This window comes from Enterococcus sp. LJL99, from assembly GCF_054871725.1.
The window spans coordinates 46,451-64,492 of the sequence record NZ_JBTXLT010000002.1; the positions used below are offsets into that span (position 1 = coordinate 46,451).

General features: G+C 32.0%; 14 protein-coding genes. 13 read left to right on the top strand and 1 reads right to left on the bottom strand.

Annotated elements, in window-relative coordinates; translation table 11 throughout:
• The first annotated feature begins 19 nt into the window (after nt 1-19).
• The 4 genes from ACYSNW_RS03370 to ACYSNW_RS03385 are packed head-to-tail and all read left to right on the top strand — an operon-like array spanning nt 20 to nt 5,283.
• Nucleotides 20-952 (top strand): ABC transporter ATP-binding protein, encoded by a 933-nt coding sequence (locus ACYSNW_RS03370; protein WP_461743043.1) that lies wholly within the window; start codon nt 20-22, stop codon nt 950-952.
• 10 nt (nt 953-962) lie between these two features.
• On the top strand, nt 963-1,706 hold the full coding sequence (locus tag ACYSNW_RS03375) for an ABC transporter permease (protein WP_461743044.1): 744 nt from the start codon (nt 963-965) through the stop codon (nt 1,704-1,706).
• Complete coding sequence (locus ACYSNW_RS03380) at nt 1,703-2,668, top strand: ABC transporter permease (RefSeq protein WP_461743045.1); 966 nt, start codon at nt 1,703-1,705, stop codon at nt 2,666-2,668. The genes ACYSNW_RS03375 and ACYSNW_RS03380 overlap by 4 nt, the downstream gene beginning before the upstream one ends.
• Before the next feature lie 41 nt (nt 2,669-2,709).
• Nucleotides 2,710-5,283, top strand: a complete 2,574-nt coding sequence (locus tag ACYSNW_RS03385) for a response regulator transcription factor (RefSeq protein WP_461743046.1) — start codon at nt 2,710-2,712, stop codon at nt 5,281-5,283.
• A 154-nt stretch (nt 5,284-5,437) separates the two neighbouring features.
• Here ACYSNW_RS03385 and ACYSNW_RS03390 read toward each other — a convergent pair whose 3' ends face one another.
• The gene (locus ACYSNW_RS03390; RefSeq protein ID WP_461743047.1) at nt 5,438-5,860 is read right to left on the bottom strand and encodes a cupin domain-containing protein; all 423 of its coding nucleotides are present in this window, start codon (nt 5,858-5,860) and stop codon (nt 5,438-5,440) included.
• A 196-nt stretch (nt 5,861-6,056) separates the two neighbouring features.
• Between ACYSNW_RS03390 and treP the strand changes: the two genes are divergently transcribed.
• From treP to ACYSNW_RS03435, 9 genes are all read left to right on the top strand, one after another.
• On the top strand, nt 6,057-7,523 hold the full coding sequence (gene treP, locus ACYSNW_RS03395; RefSeq protein WP_461743048.1) for a PTS system trehalose-specific EIIBC component: 1,467 nt from the start codon (nt 6,057-6,059) through the stop codon (nt 7,521-7,523).
• 459 nt (nt 7,524-7,982) lie between these two features.
• On the top strand, nt 7,983-9,890 hold the full coding sequence (locus tag ACYSNW_RS03400; protein WP_461743049.1) for an endonuclease MutS2: 1,908 nt from the start codon (nt 7,983-7,985) through the stop codon (nt 9,888-9,890).
• A gap of 252 nt (nt 9,891-10,142) precedes the next feature.
• Nucleotides 10,143-12,080: an FUSC family protein gene (locus ACYSNW_RS03405; protein WP_461743050.1), complete on the top strand. Its 1,938-nt coding sequence runs from the start codon at nt 10,143-10,145 to the stop codon at nt 12,078-12,080.
• Between the two features lie 108 nt (nt 12,081-12,188).
• Nucleotides 12,189-12,890, top strand: coding sequence for a tRNA (adenine(22)-N(1))-methyltransferase (locus tag ACYSNW_RS03410; protein WP_461743051.1), 702 nt, complete (start codon nt 12,189-12,191; stop codon nt 12,888-12,890).
• A gap of 1 nt (nt 12,891) precedes the next feature.
• Complete coding sequence (locus ACYSNW_RS03415) at nt 12,892-14,010, top strand: Nif3-like dinuclear metal center hexameric protein (RefSeq protein ID WP_461743052.1); 1,119 nt, start codon at nt 12,892-12,894, stop codon at nt 14,008-14,010.
• Between the two features lie 17 nt (nt 14,011-14,027).
• A complete protein-coding gene (gene pepT / locus ACYSNW_RS03420; protein WP_461743053.1) occupies nt 14,028-15,257 on the top strand; it encodes a peptidase T in 1,230 nt (409 codons plus the stop codon).
• A 291-nt stretch (nt 15,258-15,548) separates the two neighbouring features.
• Complete coding sequence (locus ACYSNW_RS03425) at nt 15,549-16,457, top strand: diacylglycerol/lipid kinase family protein (protein ID WP_461743054.1); 909 nt, start codon at nt 15,549-15,551, stop codon at nt 16,455-16,457.
• Between the two features lie 32 nt (nt 16,458-16,489).
• Nucleotides 16,490-16,768, top strand: coding sequence for a DUF1294 domain-containing protein (locus tag ACYSNW_RS03430; RefSeq protein ID WP_461743055.1), 279 nt, complete (start codon nt 16,490-16,492; stop codon nt 16,766-16,768).
• Nucleotides 16,769-16,780: 12 nt separating this feature from the next.
• Nucleotides 16,781-17,818, top strand: a complete 1,038-nt coding sequence (locus tag ACYSNW_RS03435) for a lysylphosphatidylglycerol synthase transmembrane domain-containing protein (RefSeq protein ID WP_461743056.1) — start codon at nt 16,781-16,783, stop codon at nt 17,816-17,818.
• The last annotated feature ends 224 nt before the right edge of the window (nt 17,819-18,042 follow it).

Sequence of the window (18,042 nt, forward strand, 5' to 3'; positions counted from 1 at the left end):
TATAAAGGAGCGATGAATAATGACAACATTAATTGAAGTAAAAGATTTAGTTAAAAGTTATAAAGAAAAAACGGTTGTTCATGGAATTAATTTTTCAATCAATCAAGGTGAGATTTTATGTTTTTTAGGACCGAATGGGGCAGGTAAAAGTACCACAATAACAATTTTATGCGGAATTTTGGGCTATGATCAAGGTGAAATATTATATAAAAACCAACCAATTAAAAACTTACGATTATTTAAGAGTAAGTTAGGTATTGTTCCACAAGAAATTGCTTTGTACGAAGAATTGACAGCAGAGGATAATGTACGTTTTTTTGCTTCTCTATACGGCTTAAAAGGAGAAAAGTTACGTCAAGGCATTGCTTCAGCTTTGGAAAAAGTTGCTTTGAGTAAGCATAGAAATGAAAAAGTAGCCACATTTTCGGGAGGAATGAAACGTCGTTTAAACATTGCATGTGCAATTGCTCATGAGCCTGAATTGTTGATCATGGACGAACCAACTGTAGGAATTGATCCTCAATCAAGAAACCATATACTAAGTGCAATCAAAAAAATGAATACGCAAGGAATGACTATTTTATATACCACTCATTATATGGAAGAAGTCGAAGAAATATCGACAAGAATCATCATTATGGATCATGGAACTATCATTGCGGAGGGAACGAAAGAGCAACTAAAAGAGCAACAAAAAGAACGGTGTATCGTTATCGATTTATTTGAAAGTACTCTGTTAAATCAAGAGGCGCTTTATCAAATCGAAGGAGTCATCACTACTGAATGTAAAAATAATCAGTTACGAATTACAACAATCAAAGGGATTGAAAACTTAGATAAATTGATTAGTATCTTGACTAAACAAAAACTAAAAATCACGAACTTATCTGTTCAAGCAGACAATTTAGAGACTGTTTTTTTGGATTTAACTGGTCGTTCATTAAGGGATTAGGAGGAATAACATGTATCAATTTATGCGAATTGTCCAACGAGATTCATTAAATTTATTTTTAAATCCTATGTGGATTTTTATGAGTATTGCGTTACCTTTTTGTTTAGCTAGTATTTTAGGTTTCTTAAGTGAAGGCATGTATGGATCGATGATTTCTAGTTACGATTACTATGGGATTTCAATGTTGTTTTTCGGTATATTAAATACTGCTACTTTTGCAGCAAATAGTTTCTTAGAAGAGAAAATAAAAAAAGCAAATTTAAGAATAATGTATGCTCCAATCAAAAAATGGTTTGTTCCAACCTCAAAAGTATTAGCTACGTTTATTTTTACCACTTTTTTTTATACGTTAACGGCCAGTCTGTTGCATTTTTTATTTGATGTCAATTATGGTGGTGAAAATATGATTTATGTTTGGTTTTTATTTTTAGCCATGAATCTTTTTTTCAGCAGTTTAGGCGTTTTGATGTGTTGCCTTTTTAAAAGTGAAGAAATTGCCAATCAAATTTTAAGTCTTGTAACAGCCTTGTTTGCTTTATTTTCCGGTTTTTTCTTCCCAATTCAAAATTTTGGAAAAGTATTTGTAAAAATTGGTAATCTATTACCCACAACGAAAATTTTAGATAATCTTTGGGTAATCATTTTTGATCAGGATCATTCAGCTTTTTTATCTGAATTTCTCTTAATGATTGGGCTATCGATTCTGATGATTATATTAGCGAGTAGCTGTTTTAAGGAGGAAAATTTTATATGATTGATTTAATGATAAACCATTTCAAACGGCTATGGGCTGTGAAAGAACGAATGATTATTATGTTCTTAATGATTCTTTGTTCAATTGGTTTTGCTATTTATACTAGTAATCAAGAAAGTCAGCCGATGCGTATCGGTCTTGTAAATATTTCAGCAAATGAATTTCCTCAATCAGATCAGGTGGAATTTATTACATTAACGAACCAACCTTCTATCGTTCAATTGATTAAAGGCGATTATGAGGCAGTTGTGAGTAAAAAAGGAACAACACTTGAGGTAACATCGCTAAAAGAAGAGACGTTTAATCAACAACTTAAAAGAATGATGAATGGAGAACAAGTAGAATCAGTTGGGATACAAAAAAATAGTGAAGGGGTTGGCAGTAAAATAATTGGTTTTATGTTACTTTTTTTATTGCTAACTTCTGTTACGAATATGATTTTGTTTAATGAAGATAAAGAAAAAAAGATTTTGAGCAGAATTATTTCTGCACCTACTTCAAGAATAAAACTGCTTGTGAGTTACTGTTTAGTTAATTTTATGATGCTTTATTTTTCTAGTTTATCAATAATTATAGTGGCGAAAATTTTGGGCTTTAACGTTGGATTTTCAATTCTTATTTATAGTTTATTGTTGGCATTAATTTGTTTATTCGCAACTAGTTTTTCACTTTTTAACGCATCAATGATTTCTAGTGGTGATCAGGCGAATATGTTTGGTTCAATGGTTGTCATATTAACAACTTTGTTAGCAGGAAGCTTTTTTACAGTTGAAAATAAAAATCGCTGGATTGATACGTTCATTCAGTGGTTGCCGCAAAAAAAATACTTATCACTTGTTACAGCAGTAGAAAATGGTACAGATTTTTATCAGACAATCGCTTCACCGCTTTTTTATCTTTGTTTCATTACTTTTTTGCTATTTCTAATTTCCAATATAAAAGTTAAAATAGATAATGAATAAAAAATGCGAGCATTAGCTTTAATGTAAGGGGAGTCGTTGGTGTGCATAAAGTAATCAATACAAGAATTAAACGACCAGAGCTACAAAAAAATTTGATTGAGCGAAAGAAAATTACTGATTTACTAAAAATAGGGCTCTCAAAAAAAGTAACAATAGTTGAAGCGGGCGCGGGCAAAGGGAAAACGACAGCAGTAAATAATTTTTTGACAACAATACCTAAAAATACTCATATTCAGTGGATTAGTCTGTATCAAGATTGTAACCAACTTTTTGTTTTTTGGAGCTATATCATTGACAGTTTACAGTGTTTTTTTGATGACGAAAGCATATCTTTTTTTCAAGCAGGAATTAATGAACAGACTATTGGAAATCTGTTGGCCTATGTGATTAATTCTCTGTCTATTGGTTCGGAGATAGTCATTGTATTGGATGATTTTCATTTTATTACAGATTCTTTTGTCTTAAAAACAATCGAAGAATTGATGGAGCAAACTCCGTCAACGGTTCATTTTTTACTACTTACTCGATATGAGATTCCTCTGTACCTTGGCAAGTTAGTGCTGGATGATCAGTTACATTCTATTAAGGAAACAGATTTATTTTTATCAAAGGATGAAGCAGGTAAGTTGATTCAACAGTTTCCTGAAACTGCTCATTTAGTTCCAAGTGAGCGAGAAAAATTGATTGTTGCTGCTAATGGTTGGGTTGGCGGGCTGAAGTTATTGCTTTGTGGCTATCCTAAAAATGGTGAGCAGTCATCTCATTTATCAACGAATGATACACTACTTTTTCAATATTTATCCAATGAAATATTTGTTTATTTATCTTTAGAGGAACAACTATTTCTAACTAAAACGAGTTGCTTTACGTACATTAATCAAGAAACTGCGCGAGCCATATCGGAAGTTGAAACTGAGGATTTCAAAGCCATGATGACCCAATTGATTGGTAAAAATTTACTGATTTCTTGTATTGATCAAGAAAGTCAAAGCTATCAATACCACCCAATCTTCAAAGATTTCTTAAAAACAAAATTTAAGCAATTACCTAAAGAGGAGCAAACAACAATTATTTTTAAAGGAGCCGTCTCTTTTATCCAGCAAACAGAAATTGATGAAGGCTTTCAATTATTACTTGAAATTGAAGAATACGAAACATTAATGACTTTTTTATTGAATGAAAAAATAATGACACGGACAATGTATTATTTTGGGAAAGTTCCAATGAAAAATGCTATCGAAAATATTGATTTTGCTTATCAAAAATTTTTTTACCATTATTCCATTTTGGATTTTGAATATTGTCAGTTGCTTTTAGACCAATTAGCGAAAAAATATTCTAATATTGATGAAATACAAGTGGCAGATGGGTTAAATATGCTATTAGGAACCCCACCAATTGCTGCTAATAAGGAAGTTATCAGTCTTTCAGCGATTGAATCATTGAATTTGAATAGTGTTTCAAAAGGCTTTCTTTTATTGAAAAATGCTGTGATTCTTTTTTATCAGAACCAGTTTAGAGAAGCTCTTGATTTTACCTTACTCTGTTTAGAGTTGAATCAGTCAAAGCAACATCCTTTTCTAACGTATTTCAGTCAAACGCTTTTGGGACAAATCTATGAAGAATTAGGGGAGTTAAATTTAGCTCTTTCCCAGCTAGAAATTATCAATAAGAAGAAAACTGGAATCGCCTTTTCAGAAGAAGTCAAAAAAAATCTTGAAATAAGTTTTAATATTACTATTATTGGTATTTACTTAAAGCGTCTAGATTTGGTTGAAGCTGAGCATGCGCTGAAAAAGATTGATATCAAAATTCAAAATGAGATGAATGATGCATATAACTATAATTATGCTGAGTATTTATACTTAAATCAGCAACCACAAGAAGCCTTTGAAGTTATGCAGACAATTGGTCAAAGTTTTTCTAATGAGTATGCTAGCCTTTTAACTCGTGGCGGTTTGTTCAAATATTCTTTAAAAGAAAACCAACTCAGTGATCGCTTCAAAGATCAATTTATACAAGAATACTTATCAAGTGAAACCGTCTCTTTACAAGAGAGTCAATTGCTTTATTGTATGATTTTATTAGAAAAAGGGGAGGTACAAGCTGCGACGAATCAAATTGATCAACTTCTTGCAAAGAATCGAGCGAGTAAGAATTTTCTTAAAATTGTTGAAGCTTGTCTATTGAAAATTAAGATTAAGTTGAGTTCTACAGACTTTGAAGATTTGTTAGTTAAAAATTTATATAATGAATGCATTTACTATGCGTGTGAAAATCGAATTCTAGCACCATTTTTTCTGTATAAAGAAGAGATAAATCAGTTAAATGAACGCTTTGGTTCCACGATTATTGAAGATTTAGGCTTGACTGAACATGCTTTTCATAAAGAAATTCTGCAACTTTCTAAAAATAAGCCAACGATTATTTTAACTGACAGAGAATTAGAAGTTCTTTTGGAAATTTCAGCGGGCTACACAAACAAAGAAATTGCTAAAAAGTTGTTTATTTCATTAGCAACAGTGAAAACACATATTTTAAATATTTATCGAAAGTTAGAAGTAAATTCTAGAGTTTTGGTTGTAGAGAAAGCGAAGGAGTTAGGCTTGCTATGATTCTGGCCCAAACTTAATTTAGAGCGTTTCATTTGCATTCTTTTAAGTAAGAACGTAGTATACAGTTATACCAACAACAACCCTTTTTATTTTTTCATTTTACTCTTTTGAGTAAAACTCCTTTTTTCCTATCTTCGTTTGAAGATAGGATTTTTTATTCATTTTCAAGAATAGATTGAATCTCACTGAGTGAATACTCTTTCTTATCTTGCTTGATTAGTTGCGAATAGTCTTGATGGTGAGGAACAAATCTAAAAATTGTACATTCAGCAATAGTGTTTGACGGATTTGATAAACGGTGAATACTATTCTTCATTCGAATGATTTCTTTTTCTTCTACGGTTTTAGTATAAATCGTTTTATTTTCAATCCACTCCACAACTAAACTTCCCTGATCAACAACAATGATTTCTTCTATTGCATGATGTGAATGCCAATCTTGTACACAGTTTTCAGGAATCTTGTTATAGTGCACTTCAAATTCTTCAAAAAGAAAATAATCAACAAATGTTCCATTATCTTTCTCGACTGAAATAGCCGCTGTTTTGTTGATAATATCTAATTTTTTATTAGTCATTTTTATCATTTCCTTTAACTATAAAGTTTAGTTTATTTATATTTAAAAGTATAAATCTAAATTTGTAGGAATACAATTTTATTTTTTTTGAATAACGAAAAGAAAACGCTTGTAAAAAAATCAATAATAAAGTATTATACAAATACAGGGAAATTGTATATACAAGTTGTCTAAAAAATTGAGAGGAGCAAAACGAATGGGTAAGTTTAAAGAAGATGCACAGAAACTTTTAGAAAATGTTGGTGGCAAAGAAAATGTTGCTGCCGTTTCGCATTGTGCAACGAGAATGAGGTTTGTTTTAAATGACACAGATAAGGCGGACAAAGCTGCAATTGAAGAAATACCGTCTGTTAAAGGAACATTTACAAATGCGGGGCAATTTCAAGTTATTATTGGGAACGAAGTACCACAATTTTATAATGATTTTTCTGAAATATCTGGGTTAGAAGGGGTTTCTAAAGAGGAAGGGAAAGCGGCTGCAAAACAAAATTTAAATTTTGTTCAACGCGCAATCTCGGTATTGGCAGAAATTTTCACTCCTTTGATTCCCGCTTTGGTTATTGGTGGATTGATTCTAGGTTTTCGTAATGTGTTAGAAGGAATTCCCTTCGGCTTTTTAGATGGGCAAAAGATTGTTGATGTTTCTCAATTTTGGAGTGGTGTTAATTCATTTTTATGGTTGATTGGTGAAGCGATATTCCAATTCTTACCAGTAGGGATTACTTGGAGTATCACGAAGAAAATGGGAACGACACAAATTTTGGGTATTGTTTTAGGTATTACATTAGTTTCACCGCAATTATTAAATGCATATTCTGTAGCAACTACCGCAGCAGGCGATATTCCGTTTTGGGATTTTGGCTTCGCTCAAGTTAATATGATTGGTTACCAAGCGCAAGTGATTCCAGCAATGCTTGCAGGTTTCTTACTAGCTTATTTGGAAATATTCTTTAGAAAGATTATTCCGCAAGCTGTATCAATGATTTTTGTTCCATTGTTTGCTTTAGTACCAACTGTTTTAGCAGCACATGTTATCTTAGGTCCTGTTGGTTGGACAATCGGAAGTTGGATTTCTGATATTGTAAATGCTGGATTAACATCTTCATTAAATTGGTTATTTGGGGCTGTGTTTGGGTTCTTATATGCACCACTGGTTATTACAGGGCTGCATCATATGACGAATGCGATTGATTTACAATTGATTGCTGATTTTCAATCGACAAATCTTTGGCCAATGATTGCTTTATCAAATATTGCTCAAGGATCTGCAGTACTTGCAGTAATCTTTATGCACAAAGGGAATAAAAAGGAAGAGCAAGTGTCAATTCCAGCCATGATTTCTTGTTATCTTGGTGTTACTGAACCGGCAATGTTTGGGATTAATTTAAAATATGTATATCCTTTTGTAGCAGGAATGATTGGTTCGGCTTGTGCAGGGCTATTTGCTACTTTGCTTAAAGTTAAAGCAACAAGTATTGGTGTTGGTGGTCTTCCAGGTATTTTATCAATTGTACCAGAATATTACTTAGCCTTCCTTGGTGCAATGATAATCGCTGTAGTTGTCCCATTAGTGTTAACGTATATTTTTAGAACAAAAGGAATCTTTAATAAATTAGATCCAGTCGATGAAAAAACTGGACAATTATATGCTGAAGAAGCTTAAATAGTCAATAAAAACTAGACTTGCCAAAGTAAACGGTGAGTCTAGTTTTTTTCTTCAGTTTAAATTTCAGTTTAAAAAAAACTTGACCAATCTTTGATTTATTCGTATACTTTAAACGAGTATAAATTAGCGAAAGAAAATTTTGAGGTGTTTTTGTGAGTGTATCGGTTTAAACATAAGTAATTGAATCAGTAAATAAACAGTCGTCTATTTTAGATAGTTTATTTAGTGTGCATATGTTTGATACCTATCCAATACTCATAAACGAACAGAAAAAGTAAGCTCTAATTAATTTTATTAGGAGTAATCTTCTTTTTACTTTACAAGTTTAGTGAATGAATCCACACGATAGGGGCTTCCTGTCGTGTTTTTTTTTCGCTTTAGTAATAAAAAAGGTCTGTTCATACCTTTTTGCTAATTAAAAATAGATAGGTATCTCAAAAAAGATTGGAGATAACTATGAATAACGAAACATTTGAAAAAACACAATTTAATGTAATTAAAGATAAATTAAGTAGCTACATTATTAGTGAATATGGGAAAAAACGTGTTCAAGCACTGCAACCTAGCGCAAAAATTGATGTAGTTAAAAAAAGGTTACAAGAAACAGCAGAAGGAAAAGCTATTTTAATGGCTAATCTACATGTTCCATTTATGGGATTGAGTGGGCTGGATCATTTAACCAATCAAGTAGAAAAAGGATTTGTATTAGAGCCGAAAGAATTGATTAATTACGCCGATTTTTTAAGAAGTAGTCGGATGATTCAACAATTTATGCAAAAAAATCAATTTTTGGCTCCTTTATTAGCTCAATATAGTGAAAGTTTGACTATTTTTACAGAAATAGAAGAACGAATTTATCAAGTAATTCGAAATAATCAAGTAGAGAACGATGCAAGTCGAGAGCTTAGAAAAATCCGCAATGCGATAGCAAATTGTGAAAAAGAAATCGATCAAAAAATGCAGACGTTTTTAAGACATTCTCAAAATAAAGCCAAAATACAAGAAGCAGTGGTCGTTAAAAAAAATGAACGATTTACAGTTCCTATCAAAGCTTCTTTTAAAAATCAAGTATCTGGGACGATCGTAGACGCCTCAACGAAAGGAACAACTGTTTTTATTGAACCTAAAGGGATCGGTAAATTGAACGATAAGTTGTTGGTTTTAAAAATGGAAGAAGCGACAGAAGTCTATCAAATTTTATCTGAATTAACAGGAGCAATTGCCGAAAAAATGCAAGTTATTCAGCAAAATATCGAAGTAGTAGCAGAATATGACATGATTTTTGCTAAGGCTAAATTTAGTAGAGAAATCAAAGGGATTGAACCTAATATTAACCGAGAAGGGATCGTTGAACTAATCAATGTTTGTCATCCGTTACTTGGAGAACAAGCAGTTCCGCTGTCTTTAAAAATAGGAAAAGAATATAGAGGTCTAACCATCACTGGCCCTAATGCTGGCGGTAAAACAGTCGTATTAAAAACATTAGCTTTAATTACCTTGCAAACAATGATTGGGTTACAAATCAAAGCTGATCAAGGAACAACGATTGCACTATTTGATCAAATTTTTGTTGATATCGGGGATCAACAAAGTATTGAAAATTCACTAAGTACTTTTTCTGGACATATGAATAATATATCGACAATTTATAGACAAACAAAAGCGAATAGTCTGATTCTGTTAGATGAAATCGGCAGTGGAACAGAACCAAATGAAGGAGCAGCGTTAGCCATTGCCATCATGGAGGCATTTTATCAAAAAGGAAGTATTCTTTTAACAACCACTCATTACGGTGAAATCAAACGGTATTCACAAGAACATGAAGATTTCACGACCGCTGCAATGGCTTTTGATTCAGAGAAATTGACACCTAAATATCAATTACTTTTAGGAGAAACGGGTGATAGTAACGCTTTTTGGATTGCCGAAAAAATGGACCTGAATCAACAAGTAATCAAACAAGCTAAAAGCTATTTAATTTCCCGCGAGTATGAAACGCAAAAGAAAGTATTTAAAACAGAAAAGATGCCCGTTGAGCCGAAAGAAAAAGATGTCGTTTTTCATAAAGGCGATCGAGTTCTCTGGACTGAAAAAAATAAAATTGGTTTGGTCTACGAACGGATGATTGGGACACAGATGGTAAAAATTTACCTTAATCAGGAAATGATTATGGTGCATCAAAAGAAATTAAAATTAGAACAACCAGGGCAAGAACTATACCCAGATAATTATGATTTAGACTCCTTGTTTGAAGAATATAAAGTTCGGAAAAAACGACGAGATTTGGAGCGAGGTTCTAAAAAAGCGTATAAAGAATTACGCAAAGAAAGTCAAAAAAGAAATAGTAAGGGAACGTCTAATTGATTAGTTATTAAATACTTAGCTAATCAAACAATCAGGTAAAATTTTCGACCTTCTAAAGTTAGTCAGATTTTTCTTTAGAAGGTCTATTTTGACCTAATGAATAGGACAGTGAAGTTAGTTTCAGTAGTAATCAAATTTGTTTGTTTCTTATGATTTCTTTAATTGATTAAATTAAACAGATGTTAGTTACGAGTTACGTGGCAATTTATGCTATAATTATTCTGTTTTGCAGTTTATAGATTGGAGAAGTAAATGAAGAAAGAAATAGATAAAGTAACTGCGCCTTCGTTTTTTATGAAATTACGTTCGCAGTCTCCAGTGATTACCTTCTTTTTATTGTTGTTTTTTCTGATGATCAAATTTTTTGGCTTTAAATTTGTGATTCTTGTTCCAGTATTCACGATTATGTTTAAGTTGAATTATCAGAAGAATAGTTCGATCCCATTACTGGTAAAATTTTCCTTTTGTCAATTACTAATCAGTGTATTAGGCTATTTTGCAACCATAAATATTTTTTTGACTCTCTTTTTGAATTTGACTGTCATTTTTTACTTAGTTTATATGAAATCTTCTCAGTTTAATCCACTAGGGTATTATGTTAGTTTAATGAATTTTATTTTTTCTCAATTGATTTTAGATAATCATAGTATTTTTGTAAAAATCTCTGCGTCATTATTTGGTGAAGTTATCTTTATTTTAGCTATTATTATTTATAATCAATTCAACTCAAATAATAAAATAGAGAAAAAAATCTTTTTGCTTATTAGTGAATTATTGACCGATGTCGAGTTGGAAACAATAAATTTAAATAAGCTAAAGGAATATATGTATACGATTTATCAGCAATCTTATATTTATCATGAGGATGGGTTACGAGCGGATTTTGAAGTGCGAATTGCCTATAATTATGGCTTGCTAATTCAACGAATTATTTATTACTGTGAACAAACTGATGAATTTGAAAAATTAAAAAATAGTACCCCTCATTATATAGAAGAGCTAACAGCTTATTTGGATTTGATTTGTTCGTTGAACTTGAATCATTCGGAAGATTTGAACAAAGGAATCATTCAAGGAGAAGCCTATTTAAAAAGAGTAAAAGACACTTATGAAAATGATTTAGTCATCAGTATTTTGTCGCATACTCTCCATATTTTAAAGATATTAACAGAAAGAAATTATTCTTGGAAGCTTCCTAAAAAGAAACGCCCATTTCTTAGTGAATTCAAAACACTTAAAGATGGACTCGAACATTTTGAATTTTTCACTGCAGTAAAAATTAGCTTTCTACTAACACTCTGTTTTTGTATTGTTTCTATGTTCAATGTAACGAAAGCTGTTTGGTTACCGATGAACGTTTTTCTGTTGATTCACCCTTTAAGTGAAGAAACCAATTTTAGAATAAAAAATCGTTTTTTGGGAACTTTTGTTGGATGTATCATTTGTTTGCTTTGTTTGCCATGGTTAACTACTCCTCTTCAACATGTCATTTTAGCTAGTATACTTGGAATATTTGTCTATACATTAAAGCCAAGTTCAATCACTCAGACAGCAATTTCAACTATCTTTAGTTTGGTTCTTACTACATTAGCTCTGCCAATAACCATTGCGACAGAATTGAGAGTCGGTTTCATTTTAGTTTCTATTATTATTGTCTACTTTTTCAGTCAATTACTATTTCCATTTAATAGACATTTTTTATTCAATCGAAACTTCTTTAGATTTGCTCATATTCATTTGACTTTTCTGCGCTTGATTAGAGAAAAAATGGCTGGTAAGGATGACTACTTTAGTTTTGCTAAAAGCCAGATTACAAGTAGTTTATTTTATTTGAAATTGAGCGAATATGTAAATAAACATGAAATAAATGATTTGCAGTTTACAGAGTTGTTGAACAATTCCTATTTGATGTTAGGAAAAGCAGAACAAATTTATATTAAAACGCCAATCGGTAATGAGAATCAAGAAATTCAACATTGGTTAGTTGACTGCGAGAATAAATTACTAGAGATCCAAAAGAAACTAAAAACTGATAATCTGACTATTGAAGAGGATTATTTCCAGGAATATCAAGTGGAGGGAAATGAAACCTTATCTCGTTTGATGAATGAATATTACTGCTGTATCCTTGATATGTCTAAATTGATTGACGAGAACCATCAAGCCATTCGAATGTTTAATTTTAAATAAAAAAGTTTAATTAAATAAACAGAAATATCAGGGGATTTTAAAGGTCAACCATCGATGTTTAAATCCCCGTTTTTCAATGGTATAATAAGCGCTGGAGGAATCAATAAAATGAATGAAATGCAATTATCAAAACGTTTAGAATATGTTGGGGATTTTGTCCCAGAAAATAGCCGTTTAGCTGATATCGGTTCTGATCATGCCTATTTACCAGTAGCCTTGATGCTGCAAAAGAAAATCGCTTTTGCTGTTGCAGGTGAAGTGGTGAAAGGTCCATTTGAATCAGCTAAAAAACAAGTGATGAAAAGTGGCTTGGTCGATTATATAATTGTTCGTTTAGCAGATGGCCTAGATGCGATTATTGAAGAAGACCAGATTACAGCTGTGACGATTTGTGGGATGGGCGGTGCGTTAATCCGAAATATCCTTGAAGCTGGCTGGCAAAAACAAAAAATAAATGGTTCGGAGCGTTTAATTTTACAACCTAATGTAGGTGAACACTTAGTCCGTCAGTGGTTGGTTGATCATGAGTATTCAATTTTAGCTGAGAAAATTATGGAAGAAAATAATAAACGCTATGAAATCATTGTGGCTGAAAAGTTACCTCAAGTTGAAGAATATTCTGAAGCAGAAATTCTTTTTGGACCAAAACTTTTACAACAAAAATCGACAATATTTGAAGAAAAATGGCAAAGTGAATTAAAACAAAGACAAGCCATTTTAGAAAAATTACAACAAGCGAAGGAAGCTCATACAGATAAAAAACAACAGATTAATGCTGAAATTGAATGGATTAAGGAGGTTTTAAACTAAAATGAGCATAAATGGCAAAACATTTATTGAGCGATTTAACCGTTATTGTCCTGAATCATTAGCTGAAGTTGGTGACCCAGTCGGACTACATATTGGTACCTTAAATAAAGAAATTAATCGTGTTTTAGTTACCTTAGATGTTCGTCCAGAGGTGGTTGAAGAAGCGATTGAGAAAGAAATTGATTTGATTATTGCCAAACATCCACCTATTTTTAGACCTATCAAACGTTTAGCAATCGATGATATTCAAACGAAGATGTATACTGATTTGCTAAAAAACGATATTGCTGTTTTCACGGCTCATACGAATATGGATATTATTGAAAATGGCTTGAATGATTGGTTTTGTGAAGAATTATCCATTGGAAATACAAACTTCTTAACGAAAACACACAGTATTCCTTATAAAAAAATGATTGTTTTTACCCCTGTTGATAATGCATCGCTTATGCGAGAAGCATTAGGAAAGGCTGGAGCAGGTTCGATTGGAGACTATCAAAATGTCAGCTTTTCTAGTGTTGGAACAGGTAGATTTACTCCTGTTGAAGGAGCTAACCCTGCAATTGGACAAATAAATCAAGAAGAAGCGGTACAAGAAGTAAAAATAGAAGTTATTTTTCTACAAACCCTTCAAAAACAAGTCGTTGATGCGATGAAAGCTGTTCATCCTTATGAAGAGCCGGCCTATGATCTATTTGTTATTGAAAATTTTGAAAAAGAATATGGATTAGGGCGTATCGGTTATTTAAAAGAAGCTGTTCCTTTGAAAGAATTTGTCAATGAAGTGAAAAAAGTATTTGCTTTAGATGGTTTGAGATTGGTTGCTAACGATGACAATCAGTTAGTCAAAAAAATTGCGATCTGCGGTGGAAGTGGAGAAAAGTTTTTCCCTGATGCTTTGAGACAGCAAGCAGATGTTTATATTACTGGTGATGTTTATTATCATACTGGTCACGATATGCTATCTGAAGGATTAGCAGTAATTGATCCAGGTCACTATATTGAACAGTTGTGTAAGCCAAAGTTGGTCAAACTGTTCAATCAGTGGAAAAAAGATTATAATTGGGATGTAACGTTTATCGCTTCAGAGATCGATACAAATCCATTTCAATTTAGATAAGAAGAGGAGCATGTCCCATGTATGAAAATTTATTACCTCGTTTTTTACGTTATGTAAAAACAGAAACTCGTTCTAATGCAAAAAGTGAAACGACCCCATCCACTCATACGCAAGTAGTGTTTGCGCAAACCCTAAAAAAGGAATTAGAAGAATTAGGGATGAGTGATGTTATTTATAATGAGACAAATGGTTTTGTAATTGCCACTTTACCAAGTAATACTGAAAAAGACGTCCGTTCAATTGGATTTATCGCTCATATGGATACAGCTGATTTTAATGCTGAAAATGTAAACCCACAAATTATCGAACATTATGATGGAGAATCAACGATTCAGTTAGATAAAGAGGGCAAGTATACGTTAAATACCAAAGATTTTCCTAATCTGAAAAACTATAAAAATCAAACGTTAATTACAACAGATGGAACGACTTTGTTAGGCTCAGATGATAAATCTGGAATTGCAGAAATTATGACTGCAATGGAAATTTTAATCAAAAATCCATTGATTGAGCATGGAACAATTCGAGTGGCTTTTGGTCCTGATGAAGAAATCGGTGTTGGAGCAGATAAATTCGATGTGGCTCAATTCAATGTTGATTTTGCCTATACAATGGATGGTGGACCAGTAGGAGAACTACAATTTGAGACGTTTAATGCAGCACAAGCTGAAATTACAATCCAAGGAAAAAATGTCCATCCTGGAACGGCAAAAAATACAATGGTCAATGCTTTGCAACTAGCGATTGATTTTCATAATAAGTTGCCAAAAGATGAAGTGCCAGAAAAAACTGAAGGCAGAGAAGGCTTCTTCCATTTAGCCGAATTAAGTGGTAGTCCAGAAGAAGCAACAATGACGTATATCATTCGAGACCATGATCGTGAATTGTTTGAAGCAAGAAAAGCAAAAATTTTGCAAATTCAAGCAGAGTTGAATCACCGCTTAGATCAACCAAGAATCCAAATTAATTTATTTGATCAGTATTATAATATGGGAGAAATCATTGAAAAAGATTTGTCGATTATTGAACTTGCCAAAGAAGCAATGGTGGCAGTTGATGTAGAGCCAATCATTGAAGCAGTTCGTGGTGGAACAGATGGTTCGAAGATTTCTTATTTAGGAATACCAACTCCGAATATTTTTGCTGGTGGGGAAAATATGCATGGCCGCTTTGAGTTCGTTTCGCTTCAATCAATGGAAAAAGCAACGGATGTGATTGTAAAAATCGCTGAACTTAATGCAAAATAAGTCATTTTCTATTGAAAAGACAAGTCAAGTACATGTTTGAAAGTAAGAACTTTTGAATAGAATGTCTATACTCAGTTTGCAATAGTGATAGTTTTTCCCTTTAGTAAAACAACTGTAAACATGTAATTTTTTTGATTCAGAACCTGATAAAAACGAATTTTTCGTTTTTACTCAGGTTCGTTCATTCTATCAATCTAATTGAAATCTTGTTTAATGAGTATTTTTCTTATACAATTAGATGGTTCAAATTTTATTAATTTTCTACTATAAAGAAGATTGTGGGGGATAACAATGAAAAAAGTGATGATTTTATTTAATGAAACATCTGGAAAAAATAACGGCAAGGAAATTGCTGAAAAATTTGTTGAATATGCAAAAAATAATGGCTTTGAAACCACAAAATTTTTTTTAGAGCAAGTTGGACCTGATATTGATGGGCAGAAAAATGTAAAAAAAGCAGAAAAAGAACAGGTGGATACAGTTATCATGATTGGTGGTGACGGAACAATCAATCATAATGTGAATGATTTCAAAAAAATTCTTTCAAAGGTTAGAGTGGGTCTTTTACCTGGGGGAACGGTTAATAATTTAGCAAGAGTATTGGGCATTCCGCTTGAATTTGAAAAGGCGGCAGATGTGATTCTTAAAGGAGATACTCAGGCAGTCGATTATGGAACAGTTAATAATAAAGTGATTGTTAGTACATTAACAATTGGAATATTAGCTGATACCGCAGCAAGAATTACTCAAAAAGAAAAACAAAAATATGGCAAAATGATATTTGTCAAAAATTTTTTCAAGTTGCTATTTAAAAAGAAAAGGTACTACATAGAAGTTCAAACAGAAAAAGAAACATGGAAAGGGAAAACACAATTAGTTACGATAAATATGACTAATTCTGTTGGTGGCTATACAAATTTTGATTCATCTGCAACTCCAGATGACGGCTTATTCCATCTTTCAATCTTACCTAAGTTGCATTTTTATAAAATTATTTTTTATCTACCAAAAATTATCTTAGGTAAAATATCTGAAATTCCTGAATTGAATTATATTACTGCAAATGAAATAAGAATTACAAGTAATCAAAAGAAAAAAATAGGAACGCGAGTAGACGGAGATCCGAGTGATAATTTACCAATTAACATGAAAGTTATCAATAATGGCTTAATTATTTTTGCACCAAAGAAAGAAGAGTAGTATTGATTCATTGAAAATATGGAGGAATAATTGTGAGCCAATTAATATGGATGTTATCTTTGATTTATTTATTAATTGTCAATGCGCTAGAAGTTTTCTTGATGTATTACGATAAACGCCAAGCTCGAAGACGAAAAAATCGTATTCCAGAACGAACATTGATAGTTCTGGGGGTTTTAGGTGGAGGAATTGGAGGCTTAATTTCGCAACAATTATTCAATCATAAAACTAAAAAAATTCGTTTTTATTTTTGTTACTTAGTAGGTACTTTTGTGGCAGTTGTACTTATTTATTTTTGTCATGGGAAATAGCGAGGAGAACACATGAAAAAAAGCTCTAAAACAAAAATTTTTCTAAACATTATTTTATTGGTCATTATTCTAGGTATTATTATTTATGTAATGGATCATTCTCTTGGTGAAATTTTTGCTCAATTGTTAAAAACAAGTTGGACCGTCGTTTTACTGGTTCTCTTTTTAGGAATTTGTTACCAAGTGGTGGAGGGGCAATCGATTAAAGCCATTGTTAGTCATTTTGATGACGATTTTACGGTCAAAGATGGCTTTTTCACCTCATGCTTTGTTGCCTTTTATCGTGTAATTTCTTTTGGAACAGGGACCTTATTATCAGAAATTTATTTTTATAAAAAGAAAGGGTTGGCTTTGTCTCAAGGCGTGGGGATTACTGCGTTACATATGATTATGTATAAAACAGCGGTTATTTTTCTTTCCTTAATCGGATTGATGTTTCAATTTTCACTGTTTTATGAGTATGCACCAAAGATGATTCCATTCATTATTGTCGGTATCATTGTTACCTCATTAATTATTTTGACCTTGCTTGTTCTTTCAAGTAGTTTAAAATTACAGGTACTATTGATTAAATGGACAAATAAGCACTTTAAACGGAAAAAATTAAGAGATTGGGTAGATCAGTGTAATATCCAAATTTATTCTTTACGAGAAACAGTGTTAACAATCACAAAAGATCGTTCCGCTATGGGACGGATTTTTGGTTGGAATGTATTGAAACTTTTATTTTGGTATACGATTCCTTATTTTGTATTGTTGGAAAATCATCCAACTATCGATTTTTTGTTAGTGGTATCATTTACAAGTTTTGCTGTGATTTTATCGGGAATTTTTCCAACACCAGCAGGAATCGGACCCTTTGAATTTGTTTATTTACTTTTGTTTAATCCTTTAGTAGGAACGGTAGATGCGGTTTCTTCTTTATTACTTTATCGATTTGCCAGCTTTGTGTTGCCATTTTTGATTGGTTTAGTCTATGTTTTATTAGATAAAAGAAAAGAATTAAAACAGCAATTATCAGAAGTAAAAAAATATAGAGAAGAAAATTAACAGTTGAAGATTAAAAATCAGGTTATAATAGCTAAACTTAGCGTAAAACTGACAAATAGTTTTACGCTAAGTTTTTTTTTGTTCAAAAAAATACAATATCGATTGACAAATGAGTATTCGTTCATATATAATTGGTTTATGATATATGAACGAATACTCATTTGTTCGGGATATTCAAATAAAAAAATCAATTAAATAATGTACACATAGAATGATTGTTTTTA

What these genes read in the sequence shown, in the direction of transcription:
- ACYSNW_RS03370 (WP_461743043.1), top strand. Translation starts at nt 20, where the DNA reads ATGACAACATTAATTGAAGTAAAAGATTTAGTTAAAAGTTATAAAGAA.
- ACYSNW_RS03375 (WP_461743044.1), top strand. Translation starts at nt 963, where the DNA reads ATGTATCAATTTATGCGAATTGTCCAACGAGATTCATTAAATTTATTT.
- ACYSNW_RS03380 (WP_461743045.1), top strand. Translation starts at nt 1,703, where the DNA reads ATGATTGATTTAATGATAAACCATTTCAAACGGCTATGGGCTGTGAAA.
- ACYSNW_RS03390 (WP_461743047.1), bottom strand. Translation starts at nt 5,860, where the DNA reads ATGACTAATAAAAAATTAGATATTATCAACAAAACAGCGGCTATTTCA.
- treP (WP_461743048.1), top strand. Translation starts at nt 6,057, where the DNA reads ATGGGTAAGTTTAAAGAAGATGCACAGAAACTTTTAGAAAATGTTGGT.
- ACYSNW_RS03400 (WP_461743049.1), top strand. Translation starts at nt 7,983, where the DNA reads ATGAATAACGAAACATTTGAAAAAACACAATTTAATGTAATTAAAGAT.
- ACYSNW_RS03405 (WP_461743050.1), top strand. Translation starts at nt 10,143, where the DNA reads ATGAAGAAAGAAATAGATAAAGTAACTGCGCCTTCGTTTTTTATGAAA.
- ACYSNW_RS03410 (WP_461743051.1), top strand. Translation starts at nt 12,189, where the DNA reads ATGAATGAAATGCAATTATCAAAACGTTTAGAATATGTTGGGGATTTT.
- ACYSNW_RS03415 (WP_461743052.1), top strand. Translation starts at nt 12,892, where the DNA reads ATGAGCATAAATGGCAAAACATTTATTGAGCGATTTAACCGTTATTGT.
- pepT (WP_461743053.1), top strand. Translation starts at nt 14,028, where the DNA reads ATGTATGAAAATTTATTACCTCGTTTTTTACGTTATGTAAAAACAGAA.
- ACYSNW_RS03425 (WP_461743054.1), top strand. Translation starts at nt 15,549, where the DNA reads ATGAAAAAAGTGATGATTTTATTTAATGAAACATCTGGAAAAAATAAC.
- ACYSNW_RS03435 (WP_461743056.1), top strand. Translation starts at nt 16,781, where the DNA reads ATGAAAAAAAGCTCTAAAACAAAAATTTTTCTAAACATTATTTTATTG.